General features: G+C 57.3%; 17 protein-coding genes. 16 read left to right on the forward strand and 1 reads right to left on the reverse strand.

From position 1 onward, the window contains the following. Positions 1-129: 129 nt before the first annotated feature. Genes hprK through QZ326_RS05545 form a run of 10 tightly spaced genes read left to right on the forward strand, consistent with a single transcriptional unit; the run spans position 130 to position 11,130 of the window. Complete coding sequence (gene hprK / locus QZ326_RS05500; protein ID WP_295742315.1) at positions 130-1,068, forward strand: HPr(Ser) kinase/phosphatase; 939 nt, start codon at positions 130-132, stop codon at positions 1,066-1,068. A 25-nt stretch (positions 1,069-1,093) separates the two neighbouring features. Further along, complete coding sequence (locus tag QZ326_RS05505; protein WP_295742318.1) at positions 1,094-2,017, forward strand: ROK family protein; 924 nt, start codon at positions 1,094-1,096, stop codon at positions 2,015-2,017. 27 nt (positions 2,018-2,044) lie between these two features. Then, entirely contained in the window at positions 2,045-2,974 is a 930-nt protein-coding gene (gene murB, locus QZ326_RS05510) for a UDP-N-acetylmuramate dehydrogenase (protein ID WP_295742321.1), read from the forward strand. Between the two features lie 27 nt (positions 2,975-3,001). After that, positions 3,002-3,865, forward strand: a complete 864-nt coding sequence (gene rapZ, locus QZ326_RS05515; protein WP_295742324.1) for an RNase adapter RapZ — start codon at positions 3,002-3,004, stop codon at positions 3,863-3,865. A 33-nt stretch (positions 3,866-3,898) separates the two neighbouring features. Further along, a complete protein-coding gene (locus QZ326_RS05520; RefSeq protein ID WP_295742327.1) occupies positions 3,899-4,117 on the forward strand; it encodes a hypothetical protein in 219 nt (72 codons plus the stop codon). An 11-nt stretch (positions 4,118-4,128) separates the two neighbouring features. Next, positions 4,129-5,223, forward strand: coding sequence for a gluconeogenesis factor YvcK family protein (locus tag QZ326_RS05525; RefSeq protein ID WP_295742330.1), 1,095 nt, complete (start codon positions 4,129-4,131; stop codon positions 5,221-5,223). Next, positions 5,204-5,587 carry a hypothetical protein gene (locus QZ326_RS05530; RefSeq protein ID WP_295742332.1) on the forward strand — a complete coding sequence of 128 codons (384 nt, stop codon included), beginning with the start codon at positions 5,204-5,206 and terminating at the stop codon, positions 5,585-5,587. Before QZ326_RS05525 ends, QZ326_RS05530 begins: the two co-directional genes overlap by 20 nt. Positions 5,588-5,620: 33 nt before the next feature. Further along, positions 5,621-6,526, forward strand: coding sequence for a DNA-binding protein WhiA (gene whiA / locus QZ326_RS05535; RefSeq protein WP_295742334.1), 906 nt, complete (start codon positions 5,621-5,623; stop codon positions 6,524-6,526). A gap of 38 nt (positions 6,527-6,564) precedes the next feature. Continuing rightward, complete coding sequence (locus tag QZ326_RS05540) at positions 6,565-7,629, forward strand: hypothetical protein (RefSeq protein WP_295742336.1); 1,065 nt, start codon at positions 6,565-6,567, stop codon at positions 7,627-7,629. 3 nt (positions 7,630-7,632) lie between these two features. After that, positions 7,633-11,130, forward strand: a complete 3,498-nt coding sequence (locus tag QZ326_RS05545; RefSeq protein ID WP_295742340.1) for a DNA polymerase III subunit alpha — start codon at positions 7,633-7,635, stop codon at positions 11,128-11,130. Positions 11,131-11,514: 384 nt separating this feature from the next. Here the strand turns inward: QZ326_RS05545 and QZ326_RS05550 are convergent, their stop codons facing one another. After that, on the reverse strand, positions 11,515-12,171 hold the full coding sequence (locus QZ326_RS05550) for a CatB-related O-acetyltransferase (RefSeq protein WP_295742343.1): 657 nt from the start codon (positions 12,169-12,171) through the stop codon (positions 11,515-11,517). A 263-nt stretch (positions 12,172-12,434) separates the two neighbouring features. Between QZ326_RS05550 and yajC the strand changes: the two genes are divergently transcribed. The 6 genes from yajC (at position 12,435) to QZ326_RS05580 (ending at position 17,138) form a co-directional block, all read left to right on the forward strand. After that, complete coding sequence (gene yajC, locus QZ326_RS05555; protein ID WP_295742346.1) at positions 12,435-12,791, forward strand: preprotein translocase subunit YajC; 357 nt, start codon at positions 12,435-12,437, stop codon at positions 12,789-12,791. A 72-nt stretch (positions 12,792-12,863) separates the two neighbouring features. Then, positions 12,864-13,280: a DUF3792 family protein gene (locus QZ326_RS05560; RefSeq protein WP_295742349.1), complete on the forward strand. Its 417-nt coding sequence runs from the start codon at positions 12,864-12,866 to the stop codon at positions 13,278-13,280. A gap of 336 nt (positions 13,281-13,616) precedes the next feature. Then, a complete protein-coding gene (locus tag QZ326_RS05565; protein WP_295742352.1) occupies positions 13,617-14,252 on the forward strand; it encodes a hypothetical protein in 636 nt (211 codons plus the stop codon). Positions 14,253-14,286: 34 nt separating this feature from the next. Next, on the forward strand, positions 14,287-15,165 hold the full coding sequence (xerD, locus tag QZ326_RS05570; RefSeq protein ID WP_295742353.1) for a site-specific tyrosine recombinase XerD: 879 nt from the start codon (positions 14,287-14,289) through the stop codon (positions 15,163-15,165). 120 nt (positions 15,166-15,285) lie between these two features. Further along, positions 15,286-15,759 (forward strand): sigma-70 family RNA polymerase sigma factor, encoded by a 474-nt coding sequence (locus QZ326_RS05575; RefSeq protein WP_295742356.1) that lies wholly within the window; start codon positions 15,286-15,288, stop codon positions 15,757-15,759. Continuing rightward, complete coding sequence (locus QZ326_RS05580) at positions 15,756-17,138, forward strand: DUF4179 domain-containing protein (protein WP_295742358.1); 1,383 nt, start codon at positions 15,756-15,758, stop codon at positions 17,136-17,138. The genes QZ326_RS05575 and QZ326_RS05580 overlap by 4 nt, the downstream gene beginning before the upstream one ends. Positions 17,139-17,190: the final 52 nt, after the last annotated feature.

Consider the following 17,190-nt stretch of genomic DNA (forward strand, 5'->3'; position numbering starts at 1 on the left):
TGGAAAGTATTGCGAAAACCGGGAAATTCATATATAATAAAAAAACAGATTTTTTTCATTCTGCCCCTGTTTTCTCTGGCGGGGCAGAATAGGCGCGGCAGCTGCGTGCCGGAAATGGAGGACTTTGTCATGAGTGCTGGATTGAAACTGGAGGAGTTTGTCAGATTGTCCTGTCTGGAGATTCTGCATAAGGGGCGGGATTACGATTCCACGCAGCTGACGATCACGGATGTGAATCGTCCCGGCTTGCAATTTCAGGGATTTTATGACTATTTTGACCCCATGCGCCTCCAGGTGATCGGTAAGGCGGAGGTCATGTATCTCAAAGGCCTGCAGGAGGATGTGCGCCGGAAGTGTTTTGACGATTTTTTCCTCTATGATATCCCGGCTCTGGTGATTGCCCGGGATCTGGACTGTTTCCCAGAGTGCCTGGAGAGCGCCCGGCTTCATGGGCGGACGCTGCTGCGCACCAAGGAGACCACTGTGGATTTTACCAGCCAGACCATCGAGCTTTTGAACCGGGTGATGGCTCCCTGCGTCACTCGCCACGGTGTACTGCTGGACATCCACGGCGAGGGCGTGATGATCACCGGAGACTCCGGCATCGGCAAAAGCGAAGTGGCCATTGAGCTCATCATGCGGGGACACCGCCTGGTGGCGGATGACGCGGTGGAGATTCGGAAGGTTTCCGGTGAGCTGGTAGGCACTGCGCCGGAGGTAATCCGGCACTACATTGAGCTGAGGGGCATCGGTGTTATCGACGTGCGGCAGCTCTTCGGTCTTCGGTCCATCAAAAACGACTCTCAGCTGGACCTGGTGGTCAACTTTGAGCAGTGGGACAATACGAAGTTCTACGACCGCCTTGGAATTGAAGACCATTTTGTGGATATTCTGGATATCCGGGTGCCCTGTGTCACCATTCCGGTGCGTCCAGGGCGGAATTTGGCCAGCATTGTGGAGGTAGCGGCTATGAACAACCGTCAGCGGCGCCTGGGCTTCAACGCCGCTGAGGAGCTGGCCCGCCGGGTGGACCAGCGTGCGGATCTTGGCAGCGGAAAGATTGGCTGACACAGGCATAAACGGAGGATATGATATGTATATCGGTATTGACGTGGGTGGAACAAACCTGAAGGCCGGATTAGTGGACGGCGATGGGAATATTCTGCAGGTCAAGCGGGTACCCTTGAACTTTCAGGGGCCGGAGGTCTTTGCCAGGACGCTGGCGGAGCTCTCCCAGGCAGTTCTGGCGGGTGGAGCTTCCGCCGAGTATGTGGGCATCGGCCTGCCTGGGGCGGTGTCCGGCGGTGATGTGCTGTTCACCACTAATATCCCTATGGAGAACGTTCCGCTGGAGCGGCTGTTCCGGCAGTATCTGGACCTGCCGCTGCTGCTGGGCAACGATGCCGACTGCGCCGCTGTGGCGGAGTTCTTCTGCGGCGCGGGCAAGGGGACGGAGGACTTTGCCGTCGTGACATTGGGTACTGGTATCGGTGTGGGACTGATTCTGGGTGGAAAGCTCCGGGGCGGCATTGTCTCCAGCGAGGCGGGGCATATTGTGATGCGCCGTGGCGGAGAACTGTGCAACTGCGGCCGCTATGGCTGCTGGGAGCGGTACGCCTCCGCCACAGGACTGATCCGCCTGACAAAAGAGGTGATGGACTGCCGGCCTGACAGTCTGCTCCACGATGTCGCCGCCCAGCAGGGCGGCGTGGAGGGCCGGACGGCCTTCCTGGCTGCGGAGCAGGGAGATGAGGCTGCGCTGGAGGTGTGCCGGGAGTATGTGGAGGATTTGGCGGACGGCGCCGTCAGTCTCATTAACGTAGTCCGTCCGGAGGTCGTGGCCCTTGGCGGCGGTGTGGCGGCGGCGCCGGAGCACTTGCTGTTGGAGCCCCTGCGGGAGATTGTGGCCCAGGAGAGCTTCTCCAGCCACGGCGGCCGGGTCACCAAAATCCTCCGGGCGGAGCTGGGGAACGATGCCGGCATTATCGGCGCGGCGTTTCTGGGGCGAGTTATGTAATTATTTTAAGATTTGGGAGGCCCGTGGATGAACTGGGTGACAGAGTTTGACAAGTGGGCGGCGGACTATCTGCCGGATGTGAAGATCACGGCGGAGGAGTCTATGGCAAAGCACACCTCCTTCCGCATCGGCGGTCCTGCCCGACGGATGGCCTTTCCGGAGAGCGGGGAACAGTTGGTATTGCTGCTGACCTTTGCCCGGGAGAATGGCGGACGGCCCTTTGTCCTGGGCAAAGGCACAAATCTGTTGGTTTCTGACAAGGGCCTTGACCGGCTGGTGATCTCCACGGCGGGTCTGCGCCAGGTGGAGGCAGGAACAGCCCCTGGAACCATCATGGCGGAAGCCGGCGTCCCTCTGGTCCGGGCGGCGGATTTTGCCTGTAAACAGGGTCTGTCCGGGTTAGAATTTGCCCACGGGATCCCCGGCGCAGTGGGCGGCGCGGTATATATGAACGCCGGGGCTTACGGCGGAGAGGTGAGCCAGGTCCTCCAGGGCGTGTCGGTTTTGTTCCCGGGGGAGGGGATCCGGTTTATCCCGGGCGCGGAGATGGCGTTTTCCTACCGTCACAGCCTGCTGGCAGACCAGCCGGAGGCGGTGGCTCTGCACGCGGTTTTCCGCCTCTGCCCGGGAGATCCCGCGGTGATCCAGGAGCGGATGCGGGAGCTGATGGCAAAGCGAAAGGCCAGCCAGCCGCTGGAGTTGCCCAGCGCGGGAAGTACCTTTAAGCGGCCTGAGGGCCACTACGCCGGGGCGCTGATTCAGCAGTGCGGACTGAAGGGTCTGACCGTGGGCGGCGCCCAGGTCAGCGAGAAACATGCGGGATTTATCATCAACCGGGGCGGGGCCTCCTGTGCAGATGTGCTGGAGCTGATTCGCCAGGTACAGCAGCGGGTGCTGGCAGAGACCGGCATCCTTTTGGAACCTGAGGTCCGCGTTTTGGATGGGGATGCGGGCTGAGCTGTGGGAGACTGGGAGGGAGCATGTATGGACGTTTTGATTATCTCTGGCCTCTCCGGAGGCGGTAAGAGCAAGGCGGCCTCTTATCTGGAGGATATGGGCTTTTATATCATCGACAACATGCCCGCCGCCATGATCCTGAAATTCGCGGAGTTCTGCGCCGGAGCCAGCAGCCGCTATGACCGGGTGGCTCTGGTGTACGACGTGCGGACCGGCAGTTCCATTGTGGAGCTCTTCGGCGTGCTGGACCAGCTGAAAGCTATGGAGTCCAGCTGCCGGATGCTGTTTTTAGACGCTTCGCCGGAGACGATTATCAAGCGATATAAGGAGACCCGCCGCCGTCATCCCCTCAGCGGCCAGGCCGGCTCGCTGGAGGAGGCCGTTCACCGGGAACGGGAGGTTATGGAGCCGGTGCGGCAGCGGGCGGATTTTGTGATCGACACCTCCCAGCTCTCCACAGCCAAGCTGCGGAGAGAGCTGCTGCGCCTCTTCGGGAACGCGGAGGAAAGGGAGGGCATGGCGGTCAGCGTCACATCCTTCGGGTTCAAATACGGTCTGCCCATAGAGGCGGATTTGGTGCTGGATGTACGGTTTATGCCCAATCCCTTCTATATTGAGGAACTGCGGCCAAAGACCGGGTTGGATGGCGAAGTGGCGGATTATGTGTTTGGTTTCCAGCAGACCCAGGAGTATCTCAAGCGGCTGGAGGACCTAATGGCTTTCACCCTGCCTCTGTACGCTGAGGAGGGCAAAACGGCGCTGGTAATTGCCGTAGGCTGCACCGGCGGCCACCACCGCTCTGTGGCGGTAACCCATGCCCTGGCGGAGTTTATCCGGCAGCTGGGATACCAAGTGACGGAGAATCACCGGGATATGGGCCGGGGCGGATAGAAAACATTACCTGAGTGCGGAGGTCTAAGACTTATGCAGCATTGGAATAAAACGCTTTTGGGTTTCGCCCTTTTGGGGCTGGTCCTGCTGATTACCGCAAGTATCCAGCTGATTTGCGCCCCCAGCCATCTATATGGGAAATTGGTTGTTTTTACAGGCGGGCTCTTGACCTCCATCTCGGCGATGATCCTGCAAGTATGGGTCTGGCACCGCTGTCAGGGCGTTCAGAAAGAGAAGGCGAATTTGAAATAAAAGGAGAGACCATGGAACAGCGGGTATCTTACCGGGTCCCCAGGGCATATGGGCCGCGGGTCGCCGTCATCGGCGGCGGACATGGCCTTTCTACCATGCTGCGGGGCCTGAAGCAATATACGGAGAATATCTCCGCTATCGTTACGGTGGCGGATGACGGTGGCGGCTCCGGTATGCTGCGCCAGGACCTGGGGATGCCGCCTCCCGGCGACATTCGCAACTGCATGGAGGCCCTGGCCAATACGGAGCCGCTGATGAGCCAGCTGATGCAGTACCGGTTTTCCGAGGGTTCTCTGGCGGGACAGAGCTTCGGCAACCTCTTCCTGGCGGCGCTGAACGGTATCTCGCCCTCCTTTGACGCGGCGGTAAGCCGTATGAGCGAGGTCCTGGCTATCACTGGGCGGGTTCTGCCGGTGACCACAGCGGACGTGCAGCTGGAGGCGGAGCTTGAAAACGGCGCCAGCGTGGTGGGAGAGTCCAAGATTTTTTACTGTAAGAAACAGGAGAACTGCCGTATTAAGCAGGTGCGGCTGATCCCGGAGCACCCGAATGCTCTGCCGCAGGCGCTGACCGCCCTGCGCCAGGCGGATATGATTGTACTGGGGCCGGGGAGCCTCTACACCAGTATCATCCCAAATCTCCTGGTGGATGGCATTGTGGGAGCCGTTCAGGAATCCACGGCTTTGAAAGTCTATGTAGCCAATGTTATGACCCAGGAGGGGGAGACGGAGGGATATACGGTCTCCGACCACATTGCGGCGATTTTTCACCACTCGGCCCCGGGGCTGGTGGACCTGTGCCTATGTAATTCCTCTCCCGTCCCTAAGAGTGTGGCTGCCCGGTATGCGGAGGAGGGCGCGGAGCCCCTGCGGGGAGATGTTGACGCCTGTGCCGCCCTGGGTGTGGAGGTTGTCAGCCGCCCCATCGCCACAGTGGAGGAGGGCTATGTCCGCCACCATCCGGTCCATCTGGCCCGGGAGCTGATCCTGCTCCACGCCGAGCGCAGTGTCCGGATTGCCGGGGACCGCTTTGGCCGCCGGGACGGCGGCTACCGGATGGAGCGCGCGGGAATCACTGAGAGGGGATATGAAGATGAAAAAAAGTGAATTTCAGCAGTCTCTTTACTCAATGTTCGATCAGCCGGTTGACGGTACATCTTTTGACGAGCGGATGGAACTTATAGAAAAGTGCTTTTCGGAGTACCAGAAGAACCATGACAAGGAGCGTGAGAGGCCGAATTACAGAAAGCCGTGGAGCGACAGGGAACTGCGGATTGTTTTGCAGAGCGCTCCCACTGTGGAGAACTGCCTGCGGTATGCCAAATTGTTTGGAAGAGGGTACGGCAGTATTGAACTGATTTATCGCTGGGCGTCAACGGCGGATCGGGATATACCAGAGGACAAAGCTGATGATGTGTTCATTGCCCACGTCAAGCGGATTGCGAAAGAAGTGGGATGGCGGGCCTCATAAGCTGCCCCATTCTTAAATAGGGAGATGCACGGGATGTCCTTTTCCTATGACACAAAAAATGAATTATGTAAACTTTCTGTTCAGAAGCTGTGTTGCGCCAGGGCGGAGGCCTATGGGATCCTGCTGTACTGCAATACCTTCAACTCCACAGAGGTCCGGATTATAACGGAGAACCCAAATTTTGCAGGGCGGCTCCCCAGGCTCTTCCAGCGGGCGTTCAGCCTTCAGTTTGACCGGCGGCCGGAGCGGATTGAGGAGGGGCAGGGAAAGATGGTCTTCCAGATCACTGAGCGGAAAAAGCTGGACCGGATCATCAACCTGCTGGGCTACGACCCGCTGCAGAACCTGGTGCTCCACATCAACTTCGGCCTGCTGGAGGACAGCTGCTGCCGGGGAGCCTTTCTACGGGGGTGCTTTTTCGCGGGCGGCAGCGCCATTGACCCCTTGAAGCGCTACCACCTGGAACTGACCACCTCCCATTTCCAGGCCAGCCGGGAGCTGGAGGTGCTGCTGCGGGAGTGCGGGTATCCCCCCAAGAGCATCGCCCGCAACAGCAGCTTTGTGACCTACTTCAAACAGAGTGACCAGATCGAGGATTTTCTGACCTTCATTGGTGCGCCGGTGGCCTCCATGCAGGTGATGTCCGCCAAGATGGAGAAGGACCTGCGCAACAGTGTGAACCGGCGCCTGAACTGCGATACAGCCAACCTGGACAAGGCAGTGGAGGCCGCTCAGAAGCAGACAGAGACCATTCGGAAGCTCCAGACGGCGGGCAGATTGGACCAGTTGCCGGACAAGCTGCGCCAGACGGCGGAGATGCGGCTGGAGAATCCGGAGCTGCCCCTGTCCGAGTTGGCTCTGATTCTGGACCCGCCGGTGACCAAGTCCTGTCTGAACCACCGTCTGCGGAAGCTGATACAGCTGGCGGAAGGGCTGTAAAGGGAAAATGGATTACAGAAATTGAATGGAGAGTGGGTATGTGCCGGCATCGTTTTCAAAGTGAGCTGAGCTGTGACGAGGTCTGGTACCGGCTGAATATTCTGCTCCAGAGCTTTGCGGTCTGCGGGGCAAAACGGCACGAGGTCCGCGGTGAGCTGACAGATTGGGGCTGTTATCTCTGGCTGCGAAATTCGGACGGCCGCGGCGGAACACCCGTGCCTCTGCGGCTGTGGACGGAGGAAGGACAGCTTCCGGGATGCGTTATTACCGGTTCCTTCCTGCCCGCAGAGCGGGAGTGGCGGGGACTGCTGATCGGCGGCGCCGGTTTTTGTCTGGAGGTTTTTCTGACGGAGATTGTGCGCGGCGTCCCACCTTTGCGTGCGCTGATGACCGGCCTCTGGGTGGGATGCATCGCTGCCGCTGTGCTCTATTTTCTGTTTTTTGGTTTAGCGAGGATTTTCTTTCTGAAACGGGAAAAAGAACTGCTTCAATGGATTCAAAAATATCTGCTTCTCCGGAAGCCAGCGGGCATTCTGCTCCCGGATGAGGAGACTCAGCGGGCGGAGTGGACGGGACTTCCCAGAGAGGAGCGGCTTACGGGCAAGAGACGTTTTGTCTTTCGTTGCGCCCTGCCGCCGGAGGAACTGCCCGCTGCCATAGAGACCTGGATCTCCCAGCAAGGGATGGTGCAGGCGGGGGTGCGGGTCAAGTGGTCGGCCGAGTGGCGGGGAACTCGTTTGAAGCTCTCTCAGACGGAGATTGAAGAGGGGCAGAGAGAGGCCGGATCTCTGAGGATTTTTGCGGGCTGGTTCAAGACCTGGCAGTTTGCAATTCCCTTTTGCGGAGCTGTGGAACCGGATGGCCGGGGTGGGAGTATCCTGCGGGGAGCATTTTGCAGTCAGCCAGTCGCGTTTCTGCCGTTTTTGGTTACTTTTTTTGTGTTTTTCTGCTGTCTGTGGTGGGAATATCCGACTTGGGTCGCACTGCCGCTGCTCTTTTTTGCGGCAGTCTGCGCTGTCCTCCAAATGCGGCGCCGCCCCTTAAAAAACCCAGGCTCCCGCAAGATATTAGAATTTTTGCAGACGTATTTTGAGGAGGTATAACACATGTCCTTTGTCCACCTGCACGTCCATACGGAATACAGCCTCCTCGACGGCGCCTGCCGTATCCGGGACCTGCCGAAGACCGTGAAGTCCATGGGCCAGACCGCCTGCGCCATCACAGACCACGGTGTCATGTACGGTGTTATCGACTTTTACCGGGCCTGTAAGGCAGAGGGGATCAAGCCGGTCATCGGCTGTGAGGTCTATGTCACACCCCAGGGCCGTACCCGGTTTGATAAGATTCACGAGTTTGACGCGGAGAGCCGGCATCTGGTGCTGCTGTGTGAAAACGAGGAGGGATACCGAAATCTCTCCTATATGGTCTCCATGGCCTGGACGGAGGGCTTTTACAACCGTCCCCGGGTGGACATGGAGCTTTTACGGCGTCATAGCGGCGGCCTTGTCGCCCTGTCTGCGTGTCTGGCCGGGGAGATCCCCCGCCGGCTGCGGAACGGGGAGTACGAGAACGCCAGGAACTACGCCCTGGAACTCAGCGAGATTTTCGGTCCGGAGCATTTTTATCTGGAACTTCAGGACCACGGTATCCGGGACCAGACCGTGGTGAACCAGGGCCTTCTGCGGATGCACCAGGAGACGGGATTGCCTCTGGTCTGCACCAACGACGCCCACTACCTCCGCAGGGAGGACGCCGAGGCCCACGACGTACTGCTGTGCATTCAGACCGGCAAGACGCTGGACGACGAGAACCGGATGCGCTATGAGCCCCAGAACTTCTACCTCCGGGACGAGGCGGAGATGGCGGAGCTCTTCGGGGAGTACGAGGGCGCCCTGGAGAACACGGCGAAAATTGCGGAGATGTGCAATCTGGAGTTTACTTTCGGCAAGTACCACTTGCCGGAGTTCCAGCTGCCCCCGGGGTACGACAGCTTCTCTTATCTGAAAAAACTCTGTGATGAGGGCTACCAGGTCCGGTACGGTGAGGACGGCAGCCACCGGGAACAGCTGGAATACGAGCAGAACATGATCGAGAAGATGGGCTTCACGGATTACTTCCTCATCGTCTCCGACTTTGTGCGCTTTGCCAGGGAGGCGGGAATTCCCGTAGGACCGGGGCGGGGCAGCGCGGCGGGCTCTATGGTCAGTTACTGCCTCTACATTACCGACATTGACCCGGTGAAATACGATTTATACTTCGAGCGTTTTTTGAATCCAGAGCGGGTAAGTATGCCGGATATTGATATGGACTTTGGTGACACCCGCCGGGGCGAGGTGGTGGACTACGTCCGCCGGAAATACGGCGACGACCACGTGGCCCAGATCGTCACCTTCGGCACCATGGCCGCCCGGGGGGTAATCCGGGACGTGGGCCGGGTGATGAACCTGCCATACGCCGATGTGGATCAGATTGCAAAGCAGGTGCCCAGCGGGCCCAACAACCTCCACATCACCCTGGATGAGGCCCTGCGGCTGTCCCGGTCTCTGCGGGAGATGTACGAGACTGACGAGACGGTAAAGCGCCTAATCGATACCGCCAAGGCTTTGGAGGGGATGCCCCGCCACGCCTCCACACACGCCGCCGGCGTGGTCATCACCCGACGGCCTGTCTACGAATATGTGCCCCTGGCGAAAAACGACGAGTCCGTAGTTTGCCAGTATGTCATGACCACACTGGAGGAGCTGGGCCTCCTCAAGATGGACTTCCTGGGCCTGCGGAACCTGACGGTGCTGGACGATGCGGTGAAGATTCTCCGGGCGAAGCAGCCCGGCTTCCGGCTGGAGGATGTGCCGGAGGGGGACCAAGAGACTTACGAAATGCTCTCCGTTGGAAAGACCTCCGGTGTGTTCCAGATGGAGTCTGCCGGTATGACCGGCGTGTGCGTAGGACTGAAACCTCGGAGTATTGAGGATATCACCGCTATTATCGCGCTGTACAGGCCTGGTCCCATGGATTCCATTCCACAGTTTCTGGAGTGCGCCCGGAATCCGGAGAAGGTCCGCTACGACCATCCGCTGCTGGAGCCGATCCTGGCCAATACCTATGGCTGCATTGTCTATCAGGAGCAGGTCATCAAGATCTTCCAGGAGCTGGCGGGTTACTCTCTGGGCCAGGCGGACATGGTGCGCCGGGCCATGAGCAAAAAGAAGGTCAAGGACATTGAGAAGGAGCGGGAGTCCTTCCTGCATGGCGACAAGGAGAGAAACATTACAGGCTGTCTGGCCCACGGAATCTCGGAAGCAACCGCCCAACTGATTTACGACAAGATCTACGATTTTGCCGAGTATGCCTTCAACAAGGCCCACGCCGTCAGCTACGCGGTAGTGGCCTATCAGACAGCCTGGTTCAAGTGCCACTATGCCAGGGAGTATATGGCGGCGCTGCTGACTTCCGTACTGGACAACTCCGACAAGGTGGCGGGATATATCAACGAGTGCAAGGAGTGCGGTATCGCCTTGCTGCAGCCGGACATCAACCGCTCCGCTGACCGCTTCACTGTGGAAGAGGGGGGCATCCGGTTCGGTCTGGTGGCCATCAAGAATATTGGCCGGAGCTTTATCCAGGCGGTGATGCGGGAGCGGGAGGTTCGGCCCTTTGACTCCCTCCACGACTTCTGCGAGCGGATGCAGGGCACGGATATGAACAAGCGGGCGGTAGAGAATCTGATCCGTTCCGGAGCCTTTGACAGCACCGGAGCCCACCGGTCCCAGCTGATGAAGGTCTATGAGGGCATCATGGACGCCGCCGCTGCCCAGCGGCGCGATAATGTGGAAGGTCAGATGGATTTTTTTTCCATGGGGGCTTCCAGTGGCAGGGCAGCGCCCAAACGGGTCCGCCTGCCGGACATCCCGGAGTTTACCGCCCAGCAGCTGATGACCATGGAGAAAGAGACTACCGGACTGTATCTCTCTGGACACCCCATGGACCAGTACCGCAAGCAGGTACAGATACTAAACGCCCCCACCATCGGCTCCATTCTGGCGGACTTCGCCCAGGAGGGAGGCCCCACAAGGTTTGCCGATAACCAGCGGATCGTTGTGGCCGGGGTCATTACCTCCAGCAAAACCAAGACTACCAAGAACAACAGCCTGATGGCCTATGTAACGGTGGAGGACGACACTGCCTCTATAGAGCTGCTGTGCTTTTCCAGGACATTGGACCTCTGCGGTGCCTATCTGCGGGAGAACCAGGCGGTGGTGGTGAAGGGCAAGCTGTCCGTCCGGGATGAGAAGGCGCCTCAACTCATGTGTGACAGCGCATACCCTCTGGCCACTGTCACTGGCGGCCTGCCGCTGGAGCAGACGGCAGAGCCTCCCTCGAACAAGCTGGAGAAGGGGGAGATCCTCTACCTGAAATTTCCCAGCTTAGACCACCCCTCTCTGAAGCACCTGAAATTGGTGTTTACAATGTTTCCCGGGGAAACGCATGTGAAAATGGTGATGGCGGACACCCGCAAAGTCTACGGAACACGGGTTCTGCTCCACAAGGCTCTGCTGAAAGAGGCCCGAGAAGTCCTTGGGGCTGAGAATGTCGTGGTAAAATAACCACTATAATAGATTTTTTATCTAATATAAAGATGGTTTTGGCTTGGCTGGAGATAAAAGCTGCTTATAGCGGGGAGAAAAGAAAAAGACTCTCTGTTAGAGTTAAGAGTGGTTTGCTGACAACCAAGAACAGGGAGGTCTTCAGGGGCTGAAAGAATTTGTGGATCCGTTTATAGGTTGCGAGAATAAGAAAGCGTAAGAAAATACCCCTTAAGGGGTAGCCCGTGAAAGAAATGCAGTCGGCAAACCTTTCGGGGCCCCTTAAGGGGCTTCGTCTGTATCAACCCTTCTAGGGCTTCTCAAGCCTCCGGTTTAGCCGGAGGCTTTGACTTACTCTGCGCACCAGAGGTTTTTCTGAAAATGATCTGAAAAATAGCAAAGCTATTATTCAGGCAAGGCAAAGCCCGCCAGCGTTTTCAAAGCCTCCAGATCGCCGTGCTGAATAAAGGGAATCGCCTCCGCGATCTGCTCCGGGGGCCAGTCCCACCACCGCAAACGCAGCAGGGCCTCCGCGGTCTCATCCGGGAACCGCCTTCGGATGGGCCGTGCCGGGAGGCCGCCCACGATGGTATAGGGCGGGATGTCCTTTGTCACTACAGCCCGGGCGCCGATCACCGCGCCGTCGCCTATGTTGACGCCCGCCAGGATCACCGCCTCATAGCCGATCCAAACGTCGTTCCCGATGACGATGTCCCCCTTGTTGTCCCAAGCCTCTGCGGGGCTCATGTCATGGCCCCAGGCCTCGTAGAAAATGGGGAAGGTATAGTTGGAGAGGGAGTGCAGGGTGTGGTTGGCGCTGTTGAAGAGGAACCGGACCCCGCAGGCAATGGAACAGAATTTCCCAATATGCAGGTAGTCACGGTTGATAGGGTAGTGGTAAAGAACATTGTTTTTCTGAAAATCCCTGGGATCACGGACGAAATCGTTGTAAATGGTAAATGCTCCGATCTGAATTGCCGGGTCATCCACCACATTTTTCAAATACACCGTCTGTGGATCCCCAGTTCTGGGGTATACTCTGGTGTGGTCTGGAATCGCCATAATCAAACTCCTTTTCTGATTACTTTTTCAAGACGATTCCAGAGACCGCAATGCAGTGTTTCACAGGTGTGTCCACCTCTCTTCAGTCAGTTTGCAGCGCGGGTGCCGTAGAAATTCTATCACTAAACCGCTTCTTTGGCAATCCCGTTTGGAAAATACAAAGGAGGGGCGTTTTATAATGGAAAGAAAGTTCTTGCAAAACCGGGTAATTCTGGTATAATGGTGTCATTCTGAATTTACGAAGGAAAAGGAGTTTTATCAACATGGAACCTATTATTATGATGGTCGCGATGCTGGCGATCTTCTACTTCATCCTGATCCGTCCGGAGAACAAGCGGAAAAAGCAGGCGCAGGAGATGCGGGACAGCCTGAAAAAGGGCGATACCGTTACTACCATCGGCGGGATCGTGGGTAAGATTGTCTCCACCGATCAGAATACCATCATCATTGAGACCAGCGAGGACCGGGTCCGCATGGAGCTGACCCGCTGGGCCGTTTCCACCGTTGGTGTCCAGACCGGCGAGCAGCCCGAGGCCGGCAAGAAGGGGAAAAAGGAGAAGAAGGAAGAGGCCGCTGAGCCTGTGGACGAGATCCCCGCTCCCGAGAACGAGGAAAAATAATTCCTGATAATCATAAAAACCACCTCCCTCGCAATATGTTCTGATAGGAACGACTGCGAGGGAGGATTTTTTATGAGCAAAGGAAAAAAGCAATCGCCACATACACTGATATTTCTAAAAGGGCTGCTTCTGTCTTTTGGAATATATCTCTTGGGGCAGCTGCTGGTAACGCTGCTGGTCGTCAAAGGTGCGCTGAGGGAGGAGGGGATGTTCCCGGCGGTAGCGGCGCTCTGCCTGCTGTCCGCTCTGGCAGGAGGTTTCCTCTGCGCCCGGCGGCCCGTGTGGGGACCGCTGCCCAGCGCCATGATGTGCGCCGTACTGTTTGCTGGGATTCTGGCAGCGATGGGGATTCTCTGCTGGGGAGAGGGGATTACCTGGCTGGGGCAGGGCGGTATTCTGATACTGTGTGCTCTGGCAGGCGGTCTGCTGGCCGGCTTATCGGGCAGTGGGCACAGAAAGAAGAAGCGGCGGAAAATAGCAGCGCTGTGAAATTTCACAAAAATATATGAGTTTCAACCTGTGAGGGACTTTTGACTTGACAACAGGAAACCGGGAGGAGCAGGGCAGATGTGGGGGCGGTGTCTGATGCATGGATACCAGATGTCGGCCTTTTGGAAAAAGCATATCTGCCCTGACCGCCCGCTTTCTTCGGTTTACATAATTTTGTTTACATAATATTTGTTCATAAATTACAAAAAAGAGTTTTTTCATTAAAATTCCTTGATAATTTTGGAAGTTTGCACTATTATTTAATTGTAGCCGGTTTACGTCAACCATCTCATAAACCGCCCGCTTCGCTCATAGAATAGAGTGAGGTGAGGCGGTTTGATTTGGAAAAAACAAGGGAAAGACGGGCAGTCCGCCCCGCTGCCCCGCTTGGTGTTCCTGGCCCTGCTCTTTTTAGGCGGCGTACTTTTAGGACAGGTTCTCTCAGGCCGGGTGCCGGACACCACGGGGGATGAACTGGGCCGCTATCTGACGGAATATCTCCGTTTGGATGGTGATACGGAGCGTACCGCTGCTACGGTGCTTTCCGCCGCTGTGATCTACTTCCGTTATCCGCTGTTGGCCTTTCTGCTTGGGTTTACCTCGCTGGGAGTGTTGCTGCTGCCCTGCTTCACAGTGGCCTATGGTTTTTTTCTGTCTTTTTCTGTCTGCTGTTTTACTGCCGCCTTTGGGGCCGACGGTGTTTTGCTGGCCTTGGCGGTCTTTGGCCTGCGGTGCGCAGTAACACTGCCCTGTTACCTTCTGTTGGCGGTTCCCGCCTGGGGAACCAGTGCGGCACTGGCCGCCCTATCCTTTGGACAGGGAAGGCGGGCTGCGCCGGTGGTCTATGGGCGGAACTGCTGGGCCCGCTTTGGCTGTGTAATAGCTGTGCTTTCAGCGGGTATGTGTGTGGATCTGTTTCTCTCGCCCTGGCTGCTCCGGTTGATTCTGGAGCGTATTCTGGGCGTTTCCTGAAAAAGAAAAAAGAGAGGGAGGTGTTTCTCCAGGCATGGACGATGTGACACGATTTGGTACATATTTAACTGAGGAGAAGCGGGCCTCCCGGAACACCGTCACCTCCTATCTCCGGGATGTGAGCCAGTTTGCCGACTATTTGTGCAATTACCAGGATTGCAATCTGCGGCAGGCAAAGAGCGAGATGATACAAAACTATATGGACTGGATGCAGGGGCATGGAAAGTCCGCCTCCTCTGTGACCCGCTTTCTGGCATCCATCAAGTCCTTCTATAATTTTCTTCTGGCGGAGGGCTCTGTGGCCTCCAATCCAGCCAAGGGGCTGGCTGCTGCCCGGACGGAGCGGAAGTATCCGGAGATCCTTACTTCCCGGGAGGTAGAGCTGTTTTTGGACCAGCCCCAGTGCATAGACGCTAAGGGGTTTCGGGATCACGCCATGCTGGAGTTGCTGTATGCAACCGGTATTCGGGTCAGCGAGCTGATCTCTTTGAACCTGGACGATCTGAACCTTTATGCCGGCTTCGTCCGCTGCCGGGGCAAGAAAGAGCGGATTATCCCCCTGTACCACGGTGCTGTCAAGGCTCTCCAGGACTATGTGAAGAGTATTCGTCCCCAGTTGATTGCGGACAGCGGGGAGGAGGCGCTGTTTGTCAACATGAACGGCGAGCGCATGAGCCGCCAGGGCTTTTGGAAGATCATCAAATACTACCAGGAGAAAGCGGGAATCGAGAAGGACATCACACCCCACACCCTGCGGCACTCTTTCGCGGTGCATCTGTTGGAGAACGGGGCAGACCTGCGCTCCATCCAGGAGATGCTGGGCCATGCGGACATCTCCTCCACCCAGATTTACACCCATGTGATCAAGCGGCAGCTGAAGGATGTGTATCAAAAGGCGCATCCAAGGGCTTAAAAGGCAATTTTACAGCACGGCGGAGCCGTGCTGTTTTGCTGTTTTAGAAAAAATTTTTCTTTTGCAAAACAAAATGGTACTCTGTAAACTCTAATAGATAAAGAGAGAGGAGGTGGCATTTTGGATCGGGAGGAATTTGCCGGCAAGGTAGAGGCATTGAAGATTCGGCTGTACCGTGCTGCGTACCTGTACCTGGGCAGTGAGGCCGATGCCCTAGAGGCCGTGGACGAGGCGGTATACCAGGCTCTGCGGGGGCTGAAAAAGCTGCGGCAGCCGGAATTTTTTGAGACTTGGATTACCCGGATTCTGATTAACGAATGTCACCGGGAGCTGCGCCGCCGGAAGCGTCTGGCGGGGGAGGAAGCCCTGCCGGAAGCCGCCGGACCAGACGAGTACGATGCCCTGCCGCTGCGGGAGGCTGTGCGGCGATTGCCGGAGGATCTGCGGCGGGTGGTGGTCCTGCGGTTTTTCGCAGGGTACACCCAGGCGGAGACCGCCGCTGCCCTGGATATTCCCCAGGGGACCGCGGCGACCCGCCAGAGGAAGGCCCTGGCGCTGCTGCGACTGGAGTTGGGAGAGGAGGAGTGTGTATGAATCGAAACAGGGAGTATCAGACCCTGCTGGCAGAGCTGGAAACAGCGCCAAATGCATTGGAAAATACGGTGGAAAGAGCATTAACAAGGAAAAATACTTTACAAAAAAAGCGGCGTCTTTTTCTGGCCCCGGTTGTTGGGATGGCGGCCTGCTTTACAGCCTTTGTGCTGCTGGTGAATCTGTCTATTCCTTTTGCCAACGCCTGCGGGCGGGTTCCCTGGCTGCGGGAGCTGGCGAAGGCCGTAGCCTTCTCACCCTCTCTCTCTGCTGCCGTAGAGAACGAGTATGTACAGCCCATCGGGGAGACAAAGACTGAGGGCGGCGTTACTGTCACTGTGGAATACGTCATTGTGGACCGCAAGCAGGTGAATATCTTCTACACGGCTCAGTTTCCGGAGGAACAGCGCCTGTATGTGAATTACGACTACGGCCTTGATGAGCTCCACAGCTGGGCGGCTTCTTCCGGCAGCGCACAGCTGGCCAGCGGCGAGCTCCAGCAGATCAAGCTGGAATTTGTGGAGAGTGACGTCCCGGCGTCTCTTGACGTGTGCTTTGGTTTTTACGACGAGGCGGCCTGGAGAGCGGCGGAGCCGGACCCTTCGTCCACAGAGATGCCCGAATTTCAGGAGCCGGATTATCTTATAGAAATTCCCTTTCATCTGGAGTTCGACCCCTATTACACTGCCCAAGGGGAGATCATTCCTGTGGATACCGCCTTTACTCTGGACGGCCAGCGGTTCACCCTGACGGAGGTGGAACTGTATCCCACCCACCTCCGGGTCAACCTGAAAGCCGACGCGGAGAATACCGCCTGGCTGGAAGGCTTGGCGTTATATCTGGAAAATGAGCATGGAGAGCGGTTTGAACGTCCCGGCGGTCTGACGGCCGCGGGCGATCCTGAAGGAGAGGGAATGGCCGTATTCTGGCTGGACAGCACGTTTTTCAGCCATGGACAACATCTGACGCTCTATATCACCCGGGCCCGATGGAAGGACAAGGACGCCTCCAGAGTGCGGCTGGACCTGATGGAGGGCATCGCGGAGAATCTGCCCCAGGGCGTCCGGTTTCACAAGGCAGAGCGGCAGGGGAATGGTTGGTCAGTGGAGTTCCTGGAATCTGAAAAGGAGATTGGCGGCCCCAGCAATTTGATGAGCTGCCATGGCTTCTGGGATGAGGATGGAAACCATTATGACATCTGGCAGAGCGGCTCCCGCATCAGCAGCTATCAGGACCCGGAGACGGGGGAGCGGATAGAAGAAGAGGGGATTTCTGTGGAAGATTTTTCCATGTACGGCTTTTCTGGCAGTGTAGTTTACCTGGAGCCTACCTGCAATCGGGTTACAAATTATGATACACCTGTCGCCATTCCTATCAAATAAGTCCCCTCAAAAAAGAGCGCCTGCGGGCGCTCTTTTTATGGTTGCGCTTTCC

Source organism: uncultured Oscillibacter sp. (assembly GCF_910587525.1).
In the GTDB taxonomy this organism is placed as follows: domain Bacteria; phylum Bacillota; class Clostridia; order Oscillospirales; family Oscillospiraceae; genus Oscillibacter.